The sequence below is a fragment of the Frateuria sp. genome (assembly GCF_035943815.1).
Classification (GTDB): Bacteria; Pseudomonadota; Gammaproteobacteria; order Xanthomonadales; family Rhodanobacteraceae; genus Frateuria_A.
On record NZ_DASZBU010000015.1, the window covers coordinates 450,977 to 469,151 of the forward strand.

General features: G+C 64.1%; 15 protein-coding genes and 1 tRNA gene. 7 read left to right on the forward strand and 9 right to left on the reverse strand.

Annotated elements, in window-relative coordinates:
* Positions 1-300 precede the first annotated feature (300 nt).
* From VGU65_RS12635 to VGU65_RS12655, 5 genes are all read right to left on the reverse strand, one after another.
* The gene (locus VGU65_RS12635) at positions 301-918 is read right to left on the reverse strand and encodes a DUF3800 domain-containing protein (RefSeq protein WP_327476233.1); all 618 of its coding nucleotides are present in this window, start codon (positions 916-918) and stop codon (positions 301-303) included.
* Between the two features lie 155 nt (positions 919-1,073).
* Positions 1,074-1,149 (reverse strand) — tRNA-Thr (locus VGU65_RS12640).
* A gap of 49 nt (positions 1,150-1,198) precedes the next feature.
* The gene (locus tag VGU65_RS12645; RefSeq protein ID WP_327476235.1) at positions 1,199-1,873 is read right to left on the reverse strand and encodes an SPOR domain-containing protein; all 675 of its coding nucleotides are present in this window, start codon (positions 1,871-1,873) and stop codon (positions 1,199-1,201) included.
* Positions 1,874-1,900: 27 nt separating this feature from the next.
* Positions 1,901-2,656 carry a type III pantothenate kinase gene (locus VGU65_RS12650; protein WP_327476237.1) on the reverse strand — a complete coding sequence of 252 codons (756 nt, stop codon included), beginning with the start codon at positions 2,654-2,656 and terminating at the stop codon, positions 1,901-1,903.
* On the reverse strand, positions 2,653-3,627 hold the full coding sequence (locus tag VGU65_RS12655; protein WP_327476239.1) for a biotin--[acetyl-CoA-carboxylase] ligase: 975 nt from the start codon (positions 3,625-3,627) through the stop codon (positions 2,653-2,655). The genes VGU65_RS12650 and VGU65_RS12655 overlap by 4 nt, the downstream gene beginning before the upstream one ends.
* A gap of 188 nt (positions 3,628-3,815) precedes the next feature.
* On the opposite strand from VGU65_RS12655, the gene VGU65_RS12660 reads away from it, so the two are divergent.
* Positions 3,816-4,124, forward strand: a complete 309-nt coding sequence (locus VGU65_RS12660) for a hypothetical protein (protein ID WP_327476241.1) — start codon at positions 3,816-3,818, stop codon at positions 4,122-4,124.
* Positions 4,125-4,169: 45 nt separating this feature from the next.
* Here the strand turns inward: VGU65_RS12660 and VGU65_RS12665 are convergent, their stop codons facing one another.
* The 4 genes from VGU65_RS12665 to dusA form a co-directional block, all read right to left on the reverse strand.
* Entirely contained in the window at positions 4,170-5,546 is a 1,377-nt protein-coding gene (locus tag VGU65_RS12665; RefSeq protein ID WP_327476243.1) for an ATP-binding protein, read from the reverse strand.
* Positions 5,547-5,625: 79 nt separating this feature from the next.
* A complete protein-coding gene (locus VGU65_RS12670; RefSeq protein ID WP_327476245.1) occupies positions 5,626-6,318 on the reverse strand; it encodes a response regulator transcription factor in 693 nt (230 codons plus the stop codon).
* Positions 6,318-6,620: a PepSY domain-containing protein gene (locus VGU65_RS12675; RefSeq protein ID WP_327476247.1), complete on the reverse strand. Its 303-nt coding sequence runs from the start codon at positions 6,618-6,620 to the stop codon at positions 6,318-6,320. Before VGU65_RS12675 ends, VGU65_RS12670 begins: the two co-directional genes overlap by 1 nt.
* Positions 6,621-6,772: 152 nt before the next feature.
* Positions 6,773-7,747: a tRNA dihydrouridine(20/20a) synthase DusA gene (gene dusA / locus VGU65_RS12680; protein ID WP_327476249.1), complete on the reverse strand. Its 975-nt coding sequence runs from the start codon at positions 7,745-7,747 to the stop codon at positions 6,773-6,775.
* A gap of 134 nt (positions 7,748-7,881) precedes the next feature.
* Here dusA and VGU65_RS12685 point away from each other — a divergent pair, with 134 nt between their 5' ends.
* From VGU65_RS12685 to VGU65_RS12710, 6 genes are all read left to right on the forward strand, one after another.
* On the forward strand, positions 7,882-8,928 hold the full coding sequence (locus VGU65_RS12685; protein WP_327476251.1) for a tyrosine-type recombinase/integrase: 1,047 nt from the start codon (positions 7,882-7,884) through the stop codon (positions 8,926-8,928).
* 70 nt (positions 8,929-8,998) lie between these two features.
* Positions 8,999-9,616, forward strand: coding sequence for an HAD family hydrolase (locus VGU65_RS12690; protein ID WP_327476253.1), 618 nt, complete (start codon positions 8,999-9,001; stop codon positions 9,614-9,616).
* A gap of 232 nt (positions 9,617-9,848) precedes the next feature.
* Positions 9,849-11,420 carry a GmrSD restriction endonuclease domain-containing protein gene (locus tag VGU65_RS12695; protein ID WP_327476254.1) on the forward strand — a complete coding sequence of 524 codons (1,572 nt, stop codon included), beginning with the start codon at positions 9,849-9,851 and terminating at the stop codon, positions 11,418-11,420.
* 279 nt (positions 11,421-11,699) lie between these two features.
* Entirely contained in the window at positions 11,700-13,019 is a 1,320-nt protein-coding gene (locus VGU65_RS12700) for a DUF6361 family protein (protein WP_327476255.1), read from the forward strand.
* 10 nt (positions 13,020-13,029) lie between these two features.
* Positions 13,030-14,883, forward strand: coding sequence for a phospholipase D-like domain-containing protein (locus tag VGU65_RS12705; RefSeq protein WP_327476257.1), 1,854 nt, complete (start codon positions 13,030-13,032; stop codon positions 14,881-14,883).
* Positions 14,880-18,029 (forward strand): hypothetical protein, encoded by a 3,150-nt coding sequence (locus VGU65_RS12710; protein ID WP_327476259.1) that lies wholly within the window; start codon positions 14,880-14,882, stop codon positions 18,027-18,029. The genes VGU65_RS12705 and VGU65_RS12710 overlap by 4 nt, the downstream gene beginning before the upstream one ends.
* Positions 18,030-18,175: the final 146 nt, after the last annotated feature.

An 18,175-nucleotide genomic window follows, 5' to 3' on the forward strand; every position in this document is an offset into this window, starting at 1 on the left:
GAGCGACACGCAAGCGCTAGTATTTATCGGAGGGTAAAGTGCTTTCGATTCAGTAGGTTGCGATTTCACGCGGCGCGCCCGTTAGAATCCCTTTCCGAGGGGACCTCGGCCGAAGGCGAAGAAAGGGATTCTAACGGGCGCGCCCCGTGAAGCCCGTTGACTCCCAAACGTGGTGAACGCATAATTTCCTTACCGAGCTTCCCTACGCCGAACCGTCTCCGTAGGGTGTGCTTGCCAACCGATCGGTTGGCTAGGCATGGGAAGCGGAAAGAGGCCCGAGAAATCGGGCCTTTTTCTTTGCTATCGAAAATTCCAGACATCCTCGATGCGCTTCGCGCGCCTAAGCATCCAAAGCCACGTGTCCTCACGCCGCAAATCGTTCCTGTGTGCCCTTAGGATTGCCCCTGCGCACATGTCCGCGAGTTGTACCAAGCTGTCGGACCGGGAATCTACAAAGCGAAACTTCCCTATCTGGCCTTCCCGCAACTGTCCTCGCAGGTAGGCGGCCATCTGCTTTCTGAATTCGGCGTCGCCACTGCCGTCCACTTTGACTGACGCGCCTTGGGTGGCTCCTCCATCGTGGGTGAGGAGCATCCGCAGAAAGTAGTTGTAGAAGCTATCTGTTGCGGTCCTTAGGTGTGGACTCTGGACCGCTGCCTTGTCGACGACGATAGCGCGAACTCGGAAGCTGAACGATGCGACCGCCTGGAAAAACTGAGCGCGCACATTGTTTCCGGCCTTGGCGAATTTGAACTCCGGCTTTACCCGCAGCTCATCGCGCAATGCCGCTATCCGCTTCGATGTTGCTTCCGCGACCGCCGTGTCATCGAAGATGACCATGGCGACCACGAAGTGCGATGTGGAACCTTGAGCGATCCGAAACCCTGGGTCGCCGCTTTCATCTATGAAAACGAGCACGCTGCTCCATCTGATCGACGCTCTTACTTGAGCCCGGTGAAATGTGGCGGGCGCCAAGGCGATGGGCAAACGCGAGGTGCACGCAGATTGTTGCCCGAAAGTTGCCTGCCACTTCGCGAAGTGAAACCCGAATCGTTGCAGGTCTTTGTTTTTACTGGTGCCGGCACCCGGATTCGAACTGGGGACCTACTGATTACAAATCAGTTGCTCTACCAACTGAGCTATGCCGGCGTGCAGAAGGCCAAGGAGTCTAGCAGGCGTGCCGGCGGGGTGCGTCGGGCTAGAAGCAGGTGGCGCTGTGCGAACTGACGCCGACGCCGCGCACACGGCCACGCCAGTCGAAGTTCGCACCATCGGCGACGACCAGGTCCAGCCAGTACTCCGGCACCAGCTCGGTGCGCTCCTGGATCTGCGCAGCGAAGCCGGCCGTGGTCACCTCGTCGCGACGCTTGCGCGCATTGGCCGGGTCCTTGAAGAGGCCCAGCGAAATGGCGTTGGACTGGTCGCCGGAACTCATCACGAAATAGTCGCCCACGTGCGCCGTGTCCAGCCGGCGCGCCAGCGCGAGCGCCTGCGCGCGATTGCCTGGCGCAGGCAGGTAGACCCACCAGCCACGCGTCTCGGTGGTGTGTTCCTGGCGCGAGCGCATGCGCGTGCCGGGGCTGGTGAGCGCGGCGCGTGCATTGCGTAGGTCCTGCGGTGTGGCGAAGGGGCCGATCGCCAGGCAGCGGGCCTGCAGGGCCTCCGCGTGGGTGGCCGCGGGCGCCGAGGCGGGCGGTGGCGGAGCGCTGGCCACCGCGGCGGGCGGCACGGGTTGCTCGGACAACAGGTGCAGCACCGGCACGCCCGGGTCGGCGATGCTGCGCCCGTGCGCGTCGTCCTGCCCGAGCAGCAGCCAGGCGCCCACGGCGATATTGAGCGCGATCAGCAGGACGAACAGCAGGCGCAGGACCATCGAAACTCCCCGTTGGACGGGGCCATTCTAATGGCCGGACTCGGCCCCCGATTGTGTCTGCACCCACACCGCCAGGCCGTGCAGCACGCCGTGCTCGACCAGGCTTGCGGGCAGGTCGAGCAGGGGCGCCAGGCCCGCCGCGTCGCCGCCATCCAGGCGCACCGCCGGCGTGCCGCCAAGGCGCGGCGCCATGCGTGCCACGAAGCGTTCGACCAGCGCGGCGGCGGCCTGCCAGCAGCCCGATACCACCGCGTCGGCGGTGTTGTCCGCCGAGTCCACCAGCACGCCGTCGTTGCGCGGGCGCACCTGCGCGGTGGCGCCGATCAGCGACTGCTGCATCAGCCGCGGGCCCGGCGCGATCAGCCCCCCCAGATGCTGGCCGTCGGCGGCAAGGGCGTCCAGCGTCAGCGCCGTGCCTACGCCGACCAGCACGCAGTCGCCTGAGCCGGCGGCGCGTGCGGCGACCATCGCAAGGAAGCGATCCACGCCCAGCCGTGCCGGCTCGGGGTACGCATTGCGCACACCGCACGCAAGCGCGGGCGTGCGCAGCCAGGCGACGTCCAGCCCGAACAGGGCACGCACCTGCGCGGCGACCGCCTGCTCACGCGCATCGTCGACCACCGATGCGCCGAACGCCGCGGCCGGCTTCGGCAGCGCCTGCCAGGTGGCGCCGAGCATCGCGAGGTCCTCGCTCCACGCGGCCGCGCCATCGGCGAACCAGCGGCCGGCATCTTCCAGCGCCCACTTCAGCCGCGTGTTGCCCAGGTCCAGCAGCAGCCTCATGCGCGGCGCACCGTGACGTCGGCACTATCGAACGACCGGATCTCGTCGAGAGCCAGGCGCACCTGCAGCGCGCCGCGCGCGTCGACGCCGGCGCCCACGCCTTCGCAGTGGCCCTGCGCTCCGCTGAGCCTGAGCTGGCGTCCGGCCAGCAGGTCGTGGCGGGCGTAGTCGTCGACGAAGGGCGCGAAGCCGTGCCGCTCGAATTCACGCAGGCCATCGGCCAGTGCAGCGATCAATCGCGCTGCCATCGCATTGCGCTCCGGCGGCTGGCCGCCGGCCAGCGTGGCCAGGTCGCAGGCCGGCTGCCCGGCCTGGTCGCGCAAGGCCTCGGTCAGACGCAGGTTGAGTCCCACGCCGATGACCGCGGCGCACGGCCCCTGGTACTCGCCGCTCAGTTCCACCAGCACGCCGGCCAGCTTGCCGCCGGCCGCCAGCAGGTCGTTGGGCCACTTGAGTCCCACACCGTCGATGTCGAAGGACTCGATCGCGCGCAGCACCATGACGCCGACCGCCAGCGACAGCCCGGATAGGGTTGCGAAACCGCGATTGAAGCGCTTCACGCAGGACAGGTAGAGGTTGAGCCCCGGCGGCGACAGCCAGCTGCGGCCGCGGCGGCCACGACCGGCGGTCTGCGTTTCGGCCAGTACGAAGCTCACGTCCGCCGCCTCGCCCAGGCGCCGCTGCAGTTCGCTGGAAGTGGAGTCGAGCTCCCAATGCACTTCCAGCGTGCCCAGCCGGGACGCACAGGCGCGCGGCAGGGCCGCGCGGATGCGCGATTCATCCAGCAGTTGCACCGGCCAGGGCAGGCGGTAGCCGGCCGCGCCGCGCGCCTCCACCGGCACACCCCGCGTGCGCAACGCCTCGACCTGCTTCCAGATCGCCGCGCGCGTGACGCCGGCCCGTTCGGCCAGTTGGGCTCCGGAAACCGGCTCGCCCGCGGCCAGGGCGGCCAGCAGTTGTCGTGCCTGCATCAGCCGGCAACTCCCTGGGCGGGGCTGTCGAGCCAGGCGGAGATGGAATAGATCGCGCGCATCGGCCGATTCTATCTGTTCCGTCCAGCCGCCCGCCCGGCCCAAGCGCGCCGGACCGGGCACTGGCAACACCCTCACGTTTCTGCGACGATCCGGCCCTTGGCTGGTGGATCAAGGGGTTGATCGCCATGGGACTCAATCGCTGCCTGTTCGGATGCCTGCTCGCGCTGTCCAGCGTGGGTACGGCCGCGGCCATGGGCGTCACCACGCAGGACCCGATCGCCCCGCACGCGACGCTCGATACGGCCAGCCACGAGGGTGGCGGCAGTGCGAGCAACGACCCATCCAGCGCCAATCACGACTGCCTCCCCCCCGACCCGGCGGCGGACAATACGGACAGCAGCGAAGGTGGCGGCGGCGGTTCCACGCCACATCAGCGCGCCAGCCATCACGGCAGCCTGGGCTGGCAATCGCTGCTGCCAGGTTCGATCCAGTAGACCGGCAACACCCGTTCCCTGCGGGAGCGGGCTTCCCAGGCGACCTCAACTCGCCGGCAAGTTCACGCTGAAGCGCGCGCCGCCGAACTCGGGCGAGCGATCGACCACCAGTTCGCCGCGGTAAGCCTTGACGATGTCCTGCACGATCGACAGGCCGATGCCATGGCCTTGTACCCGCTCGTCGCCGCGCACGCCGCGCTGCAGCACCTTCTCGATCTTGTCCTCGGCGATGCCGGGGCCGTCGTCCTCCACGCTCAGCCACAGGCCCGGGCGCTGGCGGCCGGCCTGCGGCTGCGCCTTGACCACCAGCAATACGCGGTGGCCGGCCCACTTGAAGGCGTTTTCCAAAAGGTTGCCCATCAGCTCCAGCAGGTCGCCCTGCTCGCCGTAGAAGGCCGCGCCCTCGTCCATCTCGAACTCGCACAGCACGTTCTTGGCGGCGTAGACCTTCTCCAGGCTGCGCACCAGGTCCTCGGCGTGGCCTGCGATCGGCACCGCGCTGGCGAAGGTCTGCCGGCCGGAGGTGGCGGCGCGGGCGAGCTGGTAGGCAACCAGTTCGTCCATGCGGCGCACCTGGTCGAGCACGTCGGCGCGCAGGTTCGGTTCGTTGCCGGCCGACTCCAGCCGCGAGCGGATCACCGCCAGCGGCGTCTTCAGGCTGTGCGCGAGGTCGGCCAGGGTGTTGCGGGTGCGCGTGCGCTGCTCGCGCTCCGAATCGATGAAGGCATTGATGCGCTCGGTGAGCGCGGTCAGCTCCAGCGGGTATTGGCTGTCCAGGTGGTCGCTCTTGCCGCGCTCGACCCGCGCCATGTCGGTCGCCACCCTGCGCAGCGGGGTCAGGCTCCAGCGCAGCAGCAACAGCTGCAGCACGATCAGCATCACGCCCAGGATCGAGAGCATGCCGACCAGGGTCCGTCGGTAGACCGCGTTCTCGCCTTCGAACTGGCCCTCGGTCTGCGCCACCATGAAGGTGAGCTTGAGCGGCTTCTTGTCCGGCACGTCCCAGGCCACGCCGAAGGCGTAGTAGTAGAGCCGACCCATGCGCGTGTCGACCGGGCCGATGAAGCGGCTCTGCCCGGGCGCCAGCTCCTTGAGGAAACCGAAATCGCGGCCGATCGCCGAGGACGATACCCAGCGATAGCCCTTCTCCCCAAGCACAACCGCATACAGCCCGGAACCGGGCTGGGAGAAGCTTGGGTCGGGCGGTGCATCGGGCGGCAGCACCTTGCCGTAGCGCGAGACCTCGGTCCCGGCCAGATAGGCGATCACGTAGTTCTGCAGGCGGTCGTGCAGGTTGTTGAGCGCGCTCTCGTGGTTGGCGCGAGAGAGCGTCAGGCCCACCAACCCCAGGAACCCAGCCAGCACCAGGCCGGTGGCGATGGCCGCGCGCGCGGCCAGCGAGAACGGACGGGGGGCGTACACGGATCAGCGCCCGCCCAGGCCCGGCGGCCGGCGCAAAACATGCGTGTTCAGGGGCCGCCGCTGGAGCATGGGTTGGAGCTCAGTCGTCGTCGCCGTCGCTGCGGGGAATGGCGAAGCGATAGCCACGCCCGCGCACGGTCTCGATCGGCTTGAGCGCGCTGTCCGGATCCAGCTTGCGCCGCAGGCGGCCGATGAATACCTCCAGCACGTTGGAATCGCGATCGAAGTCCTGCTGGTAGATGTGCTCGGTCAGGTCGGCCTTGGAGACCAGTTCGCCCGCATGCAGCATCAGGTATTCGAGCACCTTGTACTCGTAGCTGGTGAGGTCGACCGGCTTGCCTTCGACGGTGACCGTCTGCGCGGTCGTGTCCAGCTTGATCGGGCCGCAGGCCAGCACCGGCTTGGACCAGCCGCTGGCGCGGCGCACCAGCGCGTTGATGCGCGCCAGCAGCTCCTCCACGTGGAAGGGCTTGACCAGGTAGTCGTCGGCGCCGTGCTTCAGGCCCTCGACCTTGTCCTGCCAGGAGCCGCGCGCCGTGAGGATCAGGATGGGATAGCGCTGGCCGGCCTCGCGCAGCGCCTTGACCAGGTCCATGCCGGACATCTTTGGCAAGCCCAGATCGATGATCGCCAGGTCGAACGGCACCTCGCGACCCAGGTAGATGCCTTCCTCACCGTCCTGCGCGGCGTCGACCGCGAAGCCGTCGCGCTTCAGGCGCGCGGCGAGGGTCTCGCGCAAGGGCGCCTCGTCCTCGACCAATAGGATGCGCATCAGTGTTTCTCCTTGTTGCCTGCGCCGTTGCCGGCCGGGTTCTTGCCCGCGCCCGCAGCCGGTGCGTCGGACGAAATCGCTATCACCCGCACATGCCCTTCCGGGGTGAGCACCTTGATGCGGTACTCGGTCCGACGGCCGAGCCGACGCGGGTCGGCGGACAATATCTTACCGCCGGTCTCCTGTTGTACCTTGGCCACGGCCTCCTCCAGCGTCAGCGACGCCTTCTCCTGCGCCAGTGCATGCACGGGCGCGGCAAGCAGCAAGGCGGGCAGGCAGGCCAGCAGCAGTCGAGAGAACATCGTCGGCAAGGTGGCGACCCACGTCCAAATGGGTGCCAGCCTAGGCAAGCGGGCCTGAACAATCCCCGGACGGAGGCCGCCCGCACACCCGCCGCCCTGTCCGTTGGTCGGATGCCGTGCGAGCAGGCCGGTCGTCGCCGGCCTGCGAGTGATCACGCCGCCTCCCGGCGGCCACTGGCCGCGCGCTCGAGCAGGCCCCAGCCCGCACCGGGCAAGTGCGCGCCCTCGCTCAGCACACGCCGGAAGGTGCGCGCTCCGGGTTCGCCCTGGTACAGGCCCAGCAGGTGCCGGCTGATGTGCTTGAACGCAGTGCCGCGCCTGAGCTCGGCTTCGACGTAGGAACGCAGGTGGCCAAGCACCTCCTCGCGCGTGGGCAGCGGAGCGTCGTACAGGGCCGCTTCCAGATGCGCGAGCAGGAAGGGATCGTGGTAGGCGGCGCGCCCCAGCATCACCCCGTCCACGTGCGCCAGGTGCGAGCGCGCCGCCTCCACCGCGGTGATGCCGCCGTTGATGACCACGACGAGCTGCGGGAACTCGCGCTTGAGGCGGTAGACGCGCTCGTAGTCCAGCGGCGGGATCTCGCGGTTCTCCTTCGGGCTCAGGCCCTTGAGCCAGGCCTTGCGGGCATGGACCACCATTAGCTCGACGCCCGCCTCAAGCATGTTTTCGGTGAAATGCTGCAGATCGGCATAGTCGTCCTGGTCGTCCACGCCGATGCGGCACTTCACCGTCACCGGCACGTCCACCGCATCGCGCATGGCCTTGATGCAGTCGGCGACCAGGGCCGGCTCGCGCATCAGGCAGGCGCCGAAGCGGCCGGACTGCACGCGATCGGATGGGCAGCCTACGTTGAGATTGATCTCGTCGTAGCCCGCCTGGGCGCCAAGCCGTGCAGCCTTCGCCAGCTCCGTCGGCTCGCTGCCGCCCAGCTGCAGCGCCACCGGATGCTCCTGCTGGCTGTGTTCGAGCAGGCGCAACTTCCCGCCACGCACCAGCGCGGCGCTGGTGACCATCTCGGTATACAGGCGCGCATGCGCCGAGAGGATGCGGTGGAAATAACGGCAGTGCCGATCCGTCCAGTCCATCATCGGGGCGACGCAGAGGCGCCAGTCGCTCGAATCTAGCATTTCTTGGCCGTGGAGCTGACCGTTCTGGACATCTTGGGCGGTTGCGTTTTGGGGCATTTCCGGCAATTTTCGGATGTTTTGAGTGCTACAGTGCTACGATAATTGCTACACAACCAGCCATGTAGCACCGCCATATGGGCACTATCGTGCAGCGCCGTAGAACCAACGGCTCAATAGGGTACACCGCGCAAATCAGGCTCAAGCGCGATGGCGCTTTGGTGCACACCGAGGCGCAGACCTTCGGAAAGAAAGCGCTCGCCACGGAGTGGCTGCGACGGCGCGAGTCAGAGCTCGATCAACAGCGCGCCCGTGGCGAACCATTAGGCGTACGCCACACGTTGAAAGAACTCATCGACTGGTACATCGCCGAAGTCAAAGCGTCCGCGAACTGGGGCAGAACAAAGGAAGCGGATCTCAACCGACTTCGTGGCTACCCCATAGCGGCGAAGAGAGCCGCCAACCTCTCGGTCGCGGACTACCTGCAACACGCCGCCGAAAGACGGGACGAAGGAGCAGGCCCAGCCACCGTGGGAAACGACTTCATCTGGATCGGCCAGATACTGAAGTCGGCACGATCCGCACTCAGTATCCCTGTGGACCTCACGAAGCTCGACGACGCCCGCCATGAGCTCCGCAGCCGCAAGGTGATCCAGAAATCGAAGCAGCGCGATCGACGCGTCAGCACCGCCGAGGAGGAGAAGCTGCTGGAGCATTTCCGGGCCCGCGACGGGCGCGCCGACATCCCTATGGCCGACATAATGCAATTCGCCCTCGCGTCCGCACGGCGGCAGGAGGAGATCACACGCCTACGTCGCCATGATCTTGTGCCGGAAAAAGGCATCGCGTGGCTCGACGATGTGAAGCACCCGCGGCAGAAAATCGGCAACCGCCGCAGCTTCCGCATGCCGCCCGCAGCCTGGGAAATCATTCATCGCCAGCCTGCGGATAACGACCTCGTTTTCCCGTACAACCCCAAGTCAATCGGCGCAGCCTTCACGCGCGCCTGCAAACTGCTCGGGATCAAGGATCTGCGGTTCCACGATTTGCGTCACGAGGCGACGTCGCGCTTGTTCGAACGCGGGCACAGCATTCAAGAAGTGGCTCAGTTCACCTTGCACGAATCTTGGGCCACGCTCAAGCGCTACACCCATCTGAAACCGGAAGACGTGCCAGACCGGTAATCGCGGATAGTTAGGCTTGGCTTGCTGTCGCAACCTGGTCGCGCCTGGAACCCTCCAACAAGGAACAAGGATGCAGTATCAGATCAAGGCGGTCGCATTCGACGCTTTCGGCACACTCGTCGAGATACACGACAAGCGACGCCCATACGCCAGGCTGGCGAAAGCTGCAACGCGGCCGCTGGCGAGATCACCCATGTGCGAAGCGATCGACCTAGACGCGATGGCCCAACTCTGCGGCTTGACCCTCGGCGCTAGCGAGATGGACACCCTCCAGGCAGACCTGCAGGCAGAACTCGCATCCACCGAACCCTATCCAGAAACAAAAGAGGTTCTGGAAGAACTCAAGAGGCTTGGCCTACGCACTGCCGTCGCATCAAACCTCGCCCTGCCCTACGCTCGTCCGATTGAGGACAAGCTAGGCTACCTATTGGACGTCTCATGCATGTCTTTCAAGGTGGGGTTCGTGAAACCGGATGCCGGTTTCTATGCCGAACTCTGCCGACGTCTAAACCTTCTTCCCTGTGAAGTGCTCATGATCGGCGATACGTGGCGTTGCGACTACGAGGGTGCGACTGTCGCCGGCCTGCATGCTATCCACCTCGATCGACGAGGAAAAGCCGAGGAGGGCCAGCACCATGTCTCTACGATCGATCTCCGCGGTGTCCTTTCATATATAGAACGACAATAGATCGTTGCGCACGCATGGCTTCACTACGTCCGCCTCCGGCCACAAGCGGCCTGGAAGCAGAATCATGTGGTTGGCTGTCCAAAGCTGTTTGCGGATGTTCCTACTAAAGACGTAGATGCCCGTTGTCAGGGCGAGCGGCCATCACTCCAAGAGCAGGCGGCGTACCCTGCGTTGGCTAGAAGAAGCTTTCCGCTAAGCTCTGCGGATCAACAACTCGTAAACAGGGGTACTCGTGTCGGGAGCTCACAAGATCACGCCGTCAAACCCACGACTCTCGTCGCTGCTCACGGACGTGGCGAAGGGGAACATCAAAATTCCCGTCTTCCAGCGCGAGTATGTCTGGGATGACGAGCAGATCATGAGCCTGCTCGACTCGATTTACCGCGGTTTCCCGGTTGGTTCGCTGCTACTTTGGTCCACCAAGGAGGCGCTCAAGCATGAGCGCAACGTAGGGGGCTTCGAGTTACCGACGACGCCGGAGGACTACCCGGTCAACTATGTCCTCGACGGCCAGCAGCGTCTAACCACCCTCTACGGCGTATTCAACTCCGACGCCAAGACATCTGCCCCGGAACTGGCCGACCGGTTCAGCGTGTGTTTTGTGCCTTCCACCGAGGAGTTCATCCACTACGCTGAAGCTGATCCGAAAACATCGATCAACCTTCGTGTAATCCTTGACACGACGAAGCTCCTTCCCGAGATGACGCGCTTCGACGACGGCATGAAGACGGTGATTGCGAACCTCACCGAGCGCTTCAAGGACTACGAGTTCCCGGTCGTTACCATCAGGGACCGTACCAACCAAGAGGTCTGTCGCGTATTCCAGCGCATCAACTCGTCAGGTACGAGCCTCAGCACTCTCGAACTGCTCGCGGCATGGACGTGGTCGGATCAGTTTGATCTCAGAAAGGAAATCGAGGGGGTTCTCGACAAGCTCGCGGACAAGGGGTACGACCAACTTGATGAGGGGTTGGTCATGCGCAGCCTCGCGGCTGTGGTGCTTAACAGCATCGAAGCCGATGCGTTGGTCGACACGCCGCCAAAGAACCTGATCGATGGCATGCTGCGCTTAAAGCAGGCAATCTACGCCACCGTGGATTTTCTGGAGAAGGAACTACAGATCAAGAACGTGGTATTCATCCCCTTCCCGATCATGTTCGTTCCGCTTGTGAAATTCTTTTCCCTAGTGCTGAAGCCGAACGCGGCGCACCTAACGGGGCTTAAGCGCTGGTTCTGGTTTGTTGCCTTCACACAGCGCTACAAGGCGGGCACCAATGTCGCTGTGATGGAAGATATCAGGGCGATGCACAACCTGGCTGACAGCGAACCGGTGTTCGACGCGGTCGATGCTGAGATTGACCCCAGTTTCTTTATGAAGACGTGGCGGATCAATTCGACCGCCGCTAAGGCCACTATTTGTCTACTCGCGCAGCACGCTCCACGCAGCTTCTTTTCCAACAGTTTGGTGGATCTGGGCTCGGCCATGTCCGCGTACAACGCGCGCGAGTTCCACCATGTCTATCCGAAGGCATTTCTGAACTCTCAGGGTATTAAGTTCAACGAATCCAATATCATCGCCAACGTCTGCTTCCTCAATCAGGCCGACAATCGCGCGATCAGCGACTCGTCACCCGCAGATTACATGCCCAAAATTGACGCCGCGCTTCGGTCCTCGATTGCTGCTTCGTCATTGCTTCCGGTCGCCGCGATGGACGGTTCGATGAACTACGCTGACTTCATCCAAATTCGCGCGAAGTTGTTTGCGGAAGCCGCGCGCAAGCTCATAAAGACCGCGGCGATCTGAAGTCCGTCACCCGCCTGATGCCTGATGCAGTGTGATCTCGCCATGCTTGCGCGGAGCAGGTCCAAGCGGTACTCGACGGACTTCAATTGGCGCCGCGTCAGCGCTCATGACAGCTATCGGCCAAGAGCGGGCAGCTGCAGTGCGCCTCCGATAAACAGCTTCAGGCTGGGAGTCGTCACTCACACGCCTGCTGAGAAACGACCGCATCGAGAATTTAACGGACACTGGGCACCTCGGTTCTAAGCTAGAGAGAGTTGACAAGCTGTTGGGAGGCGCTTTGTGGTCCCGGTTTCATCCAAACACTCCGATGCACGAGCTCGACCGTCGGCACCCAAGGCCAAGCAGCCTGCCATCGGTTGGGTTCTGATCTCCCGGGCAGAGGTCGCTATGGCCGAGGCGCTGCTGAATGATCGGCAGCGCGGCGTCGTCGACGAGCTGGGGTTGCTCTCCATCCACCAGGCATTCGCTGACCGGCTGTTTCCCGGCACGTCGGTATTGCACACCCGCCTGAGGTACGCGTTGTTCGTGCCTTGGCTGATGCAGACCGCAGCCAAAGCTGCCAACCCGGTCAAGAAGCTGGAGCAGCTGGAGTTCGAGCTGACCGGAAGGCTCAAGCTTGGGCTGACCAACAATGCGGCCAGTGAGGACGACACCGGCATCATCGGATCGCGCGTGTACGAGAAAGGCAAGCCTGCTGCCCAGCCGGCCTCGTTCTCATACTGGTCAGCGCTGACCACATGGGGCGTCCTCGGACGCGACCATAGGCACGCAGCTCCCCCGCGCGAGTCCGTCCTCGATGAATTGGGATCGGAGCGCAAGACCAGGTCTGCGGTCGATCTCGATGGGCAGTCCTTGTCCGCCGGGCCCACCTACTTTCAAGACCTGCCTCCGCAGCCTCCTGCGCTGCTTGAAGATCCCAAGGGTGTGACCTTCAAGCTGCTGGCCCATGAAAGGCAATACCTCCGCAACCGTCTGAGATCGATCAAGGCGCCGACCTTGGAAGACGAGACGCCGCGCGAATCATTTCTGGCGGCGCTGGCCCGCAATACGGTGAGGCCGTTGGAGAAAACCGAACTGTGGGATGACGCCGCCGTCTGCGCCTGCGTTCCGAAAGAGGATGAGGATCTCATCGACCTGGCCCGCCACATCTCCGCGCTGGGCGGCATCGTCCGGGCGGTATATCTCGCCTTCGTCGAGCAGGCCTGTGCCGACAAGAAGTACCTCGCCAGCCGAGTGCATCGCGAACACCTTAACAAGTGCCGCATCGCTTGGGGCGCCGAAGCGATGAAAGCCGACCTTGAGAAACTGGTCTCGCAACGGTTGGGGCTGGAGCACAACAAGCTGTACGCGCTTCTCGAAGCCACGCAGGCTTGGCTCACGACGTCTGCAGCGCTGCCGAAGGCTCCCGTCAGAAAGCTCTACGCAGACCTGGAGCGCGACCGTAAACAGGGCAGAGCACGTCTCGGCGGCAAAGCCGGCGCCAGCCAGCAGCTGCGACGGTGGGCGCGATCCGGCGAGCGTGCCAGCACAGCAGGCCGGCTCCATTTCCGCTGGCCCAGCGTGAGCCGCCTTATCCGGGACCTACATGAGCAGCCCTGACTAAGCATCGATGGCAAACGACGAAGACGATAAACAGGCCAGGCACCTTCCCACGTCGTCGCTGTTGGATGTCCTGACGCCTCCCACCGGCTACATCGTCGACCGCGCGCTTTGCTCGGCCTACTCCGGTCAGTGCGCTGTTTTTGTCGCGATGCTGGCGGCGATGGTTCGCCAAGGCACGGCTGAAGGCAAAGGTTCCTCAGACCTCGCGCTCGCACGCGCGCTGGAGAGGTTGAAGGACCGGGTGCACTTTCTCGTGCAGCATGGCCGCATTATCGGTCCGAGGAGCGCAAGCCCGATCCTGAACATGCTCGACAGGTTCGTCGTGCCTGTGAAGTACGACGAGCGCAAAGCGTCATGGCATCCCAAGGTGTGCGTCGTGCGTTGCGTGAATCGCTACAGCGCGCAAGCCAAGCCGATCTGGCGCCTGTGGATCGGCAGCCGGAATTTCACGATGGATGAGTCGTGGGATATGGCGCTCTCGCTCACGGGCGAAGTTGACCGCAAAGGCGATGAACTGGCCGACGTCGAATCGATCACCCGGCGGCTCGCTCAACAGGCCGGCGTTGAAGCCCAATGGCTGGAGGCCCTCCAGGAACTGGGCACGGTCCGGTGGCAAGTCCCTGCGGGCTTGCGAATCGACAAGCTGGCGCTGTTCACGCATGGAGGCTTGAAGCGTGACCTGGAACCGGTGCCTGCAAACGCGCGCAGCGTCTTGGCTGTCTCGCCATTCCTCGATGAGTGGGGCGTTAGCAACCTCCTGAGGCTTCTGCCGCCGCCCACAGACCCGTTGAAGAAACCCCGGCTGATCTCCACGATGGCGTGCCTGTCGGAGATAGCGAAGAAGCATCGGCCTGCCCTCGCCCGATACAACCTGCGGTCGCTCCCCGAGTCGAGCCAGGACGATCCGCCCGAGGAAATCGACGAGCCCGCCAGTGAAGGGGCAGACGCCGGCGCAGATGCCGCCGAAAGCCGCGGGCTGCACGCGAAGTTCGTTTGGATCGAAACGCCCAAGCGCGGGGAGCTGAGGCTGGGAAGCACGAACCTCACGAAGCGTGGATGGAAGGAGAACGCTGAAGTGCTGGCAATCGTCTCGGTGGCGCTGCCTGGCGGTGACTACAGCAAGCAACTGAGGAGCGGCCTTAAAGCCTTCGACGACTTCTGCTCCGAATACGAGCTCGGAGAAGAGGAAGCCACCCCCGACGACGAACTGCGCCTGCAAAGGGAGTTCGACGACGCCCGCAACGCATTGGTCGTCGACTTCGTTGCCACTCAGGCGCTGCAGGGCTGCGTCGCAGTCGTGACCCTTCAGTCGCCGCTGCACATGCCTACGGGCGCTTGTCTTCGAGTCGGGCGCATCGGCGACGCACTGCTGCCGTGGGACGCCGGCGTCACGAGCCTGAATCTTCCTGATGCCCCCGCCCATGACAACGGCGATCTCTTGCGCATGGAACTCGTGATGGGAGGCCTGAGCTCAGAGTGGCTGCAGCACGTCCCCTTCGTCCCGAGCCTGTCCAGGGACGCTCGTGATGTGCCATTGCTCCATGCCTACCTAGGTATCGATGGCGTGATCTCGCTGCTCAACGACAGCCTGACGGCCGGAGGCAACGGCGGTGGAAGCCGGCGGCCGTGGAACAAGCCGCATACGGCTGGCGCATCAGTTCAGACCATCCCGCTGCTGGGCATTGAAGCGGTGCTGAGCAGCTGGGTGCGCGACAAGGAGTCGCTGAGCGAGACGCAGCGAATTGTCGAGATTGCGCGCAAGTGCGAGGCGACGTCCAAGAAGGAGGAGAAGGCTATCCAGCAGTTGAAAGCCTTCCTGACAAGTTGGGATGCCATCGAACAAGAGCTGATCAAGCCATGAAACCGAAGCCGTTTCAGGTCGCCACGGTCGAGGCGGTCATGCGCGCATTCAAAGGAAGCGGCACGCGCCGATTCCTCGTGGCCGACGAGCCTGGTCTGGGCAAGACGTTGGTGGCGAGACAGGTGCTGTCAAGGCTGTCCGAGAAGAAGAAGCTAACCGTCCTGTACGTGTGTGCGAACCAGCCAATCGCTGGCCAAAATGTCGATCAGCTCTTGGGTGATCTGCCGTATGAAGAGCGACGGAGCGCACGGGCGTCTGCGGATCGCCCCGGCCTGCTGCCGCTGACCGACGCGCCGTCACATGAGCGTCTGTGCATCTACTCGCTGACACCCGGGACGGCCTTCTCGGGCGACAAGCGTCGCCACAAGGGGCGGGTTCAGGAGCGTGCCTTCGCCTGTGCGCTGTTGGAGCATGAGGCTGGCTTCGATCTTCCCTGGCTGCGGAACACTCTCTCTTGGGGCGCGGGCAACTTCGAAACCCTGCTCAAGGGCTACAAGAATCAGGTAGAGAACAAGATTCAACCTGTCAATGGGTCGTTCGCCAGATTCTTTGATCGGTTCTGCACCGCGATGCGCGGATGCATGAAGGCGAGGGATCCGGTCGAGAGTCATCTCGCGCTCAAAGCCATCGTCGATGTCAACGCGGCTAGCATGCGGCTCGATGTCACCGGCTGGTGCCGCAACAGTTTGGCAGTGGCGGCGCTGGGAGAGCTCGAGCCTGGCCTCGTCATCTTCGACGAGTTCCAGCGATTCCGAGACCTCATGACCGATACCGCCACCGCGCGCGACAGCGCCGAGGCAAGCATCCGCAACATCCTGACCGCCAAGGGAACCGGGCGGCTGTTACTGCTGTCGGCAACGCCCTATGAGGCGTTGCGCCCCGCAGTTAACGCCAAGAAGGTCCGCCATGTCGAGGGCAGCAAGCCTGAGAACCCAGCAACGGACAACGACTTCTTCCGCCTGCTGGAGTTCCTGCTGGGCAATAGAACGAGGGTGCAGCGCGGGGCTGCGATGCATGCGATCCGTGAGGCCTTCAGCGCGCGGGAGTCCGAGATCCGCCGCGGTGCGCCGGACTCCGCGACGGCCAAGGATGCGCTCGCAGATCTGGTGACCAACCTGAGCAACGTCATGTGCCGCACCGAGCGCCCGGTGGTCTCAGATGCAGAGCTTCACGGCGAGCCTCCGCCGATCCCGCTCACGCCGGCAGACATCCGTTCGTTTCGCTCATTTGCGGAGTGGGAGCGTGGCAAGGCCTACGCCCACTGGGCAGTGCCCCTGTGGCACTCCGTGCCGCTGGCCGCCCAGACGCTGGGCAATCGCTACCAATACTGGAAAGCTGGGCGCGAGAAGTTGCCGCCGTCGGAACTGACATCCAAGGGCTTGAACAGCTGGCGGCTGCCGGAATGGACCAATCCGAAGGCGCGAGGTCTTCTTCAGGCATTACCGCCAGAGCGGCTCAAGGCGCCCTGGGTGCGACCGTCCAAACTCTGGTGGCCGCTGGCAGGTATTTGGAGCGCGAGTAATGGCGACAGCCTGATCGACGGCAAGGCGCTGGTCTTCAGCCGCTTTGCCGCCGTGCCTGGCGCCGTGTCGGCCATTGTCAGCTACAGCGTCGAGGCACGCCTGTACGGCCATAAGGGTGTCCGCGCGAAGCCGAAGTACCGAGCTGGCGCGAAGCCGACATTCAAGAGTGGTGGAGCCAGTCCCGGGATGTTCCGTCTCTTCTTCGTGTCCGAGTTCCTGGTAGGGCTTGATCCCCTAAACGAGGGTGTGCCAGGTTCGGTGGGCGTCGCTCGCAGTACGCTTTTGGTCCAGATCAAGAAGGCGCTACGCGAGCGCGGCGTGGTCTACAAACCGTCTTCAAAGCGTAGGCCGGTTCCGATCGAGGCCTGGCTAGTTCATCTTGCGGCGCATCAAGCGGGCAAGCCAAGAGCGGCGAGACAGGCATGGGTCGATGCAGTCGTGGGGGAAGAGGGAGACAAATCCACGCCAAGCGTCGTTGGCGCTGCGTTCGACGCCTTCCTGGCTCGCGTGCCGAAAGACAGGATGGCCGAGATTACGAGAACCGAACTCCACGCATTGGTCGACTTATCCCTGAGCTCGCCCGCCGTGGTTCTTGCTCGGGCGGTCATGAGGCATTGGCGCGATGGTGAGATGCCCCTCGACTGGGACCAGAAGCCCAAGGCTGAGAAAGGCAAATGCAAGGAGAAGGTGGAGCCGCGCACGCCGCGAGAGCTGCTGCAGCGGCTGGCCATCAGCGGCTTGCGCCGCTACCTAGACCGGCCGTGGTTCGCAGCAACGCTGCAGCGGTCCAAGCGATATCACAAGGACTTCTCGGACGCGCTGCACGCCGCGGTTGTCGAAGGCAATCTGGAGAACGTTCTGGATGAGCACTTCTGGTTCGTGACCGCGACGAACTCGCAATCTTGGCCCAAGCGGCTGCTGGAGTTACAGGCCGCTCTGGCCTTGTCCGGTGGACGGACGGTTCTGCACGAATCGGCCAAGGCTGCAAAGAACAGGTCCCGCGTTCGCTGCAATGTCGCGCTGCCCCTGCATCAAGCCAAAGACGAAGGCAAGGATGAGGCGCCTCGACCCGACGTCGTGCGGCATGCCTTCAACACTCCGTTCTGGCCCATGGTGCTGACCACCACCTCCGTCGGCCAAGAAGGGCTCGACTTCCATCCGTGGTGCAAGACGGTCGCGCACTGGGACCCGGCACCTGGCCCCGTCGAGCTGGAGCAGCGCGAAGGACGGGTAAATCGCTATGCCGGCCTGGCCATTCGAAGAGCGCTCGCCAAGGCGGTCGACATGGCCGTCGTGAACGAGGCAAAAGGCAGCCCGTGGGCGGCCATGGCGGTCCAGGCCGAGAAAGAGGCCAAGGTCGGCGATGAGTCGGGCGGCATGTCGCCATGGTGGTGCACGGCAGGCGCTTCGGCGACGCAGCTGTACTTGCACTGTGCCGGCAGTCGGGAGTCGGCGGTGCGAGTCCGCCTGGAGCGACGTCGTGCTGTCTACCGTATGGTGCTGGGCGCATCGGAGCCTCACTGGCTCATCGACGAGCTCGATGCCACAGATCCACCATCGCACCAGCTAGTTCTGGAGAATTCGTTAGAACTTGGCGCGTGGAAGCTGAAGCAGAAGAAATAGACCTAGTGGGGTCCTGCGGGAATCGGGCCGGACGTGCATGAGACTTTGGGGCACATCGGACTCGACGCATTTGTCGTATGTGGAGCTCGATGATGGGTGGAAGCCCGGCATGGAGCTGGCAGAAGTTGGAGAGCGACCGCCGTTGA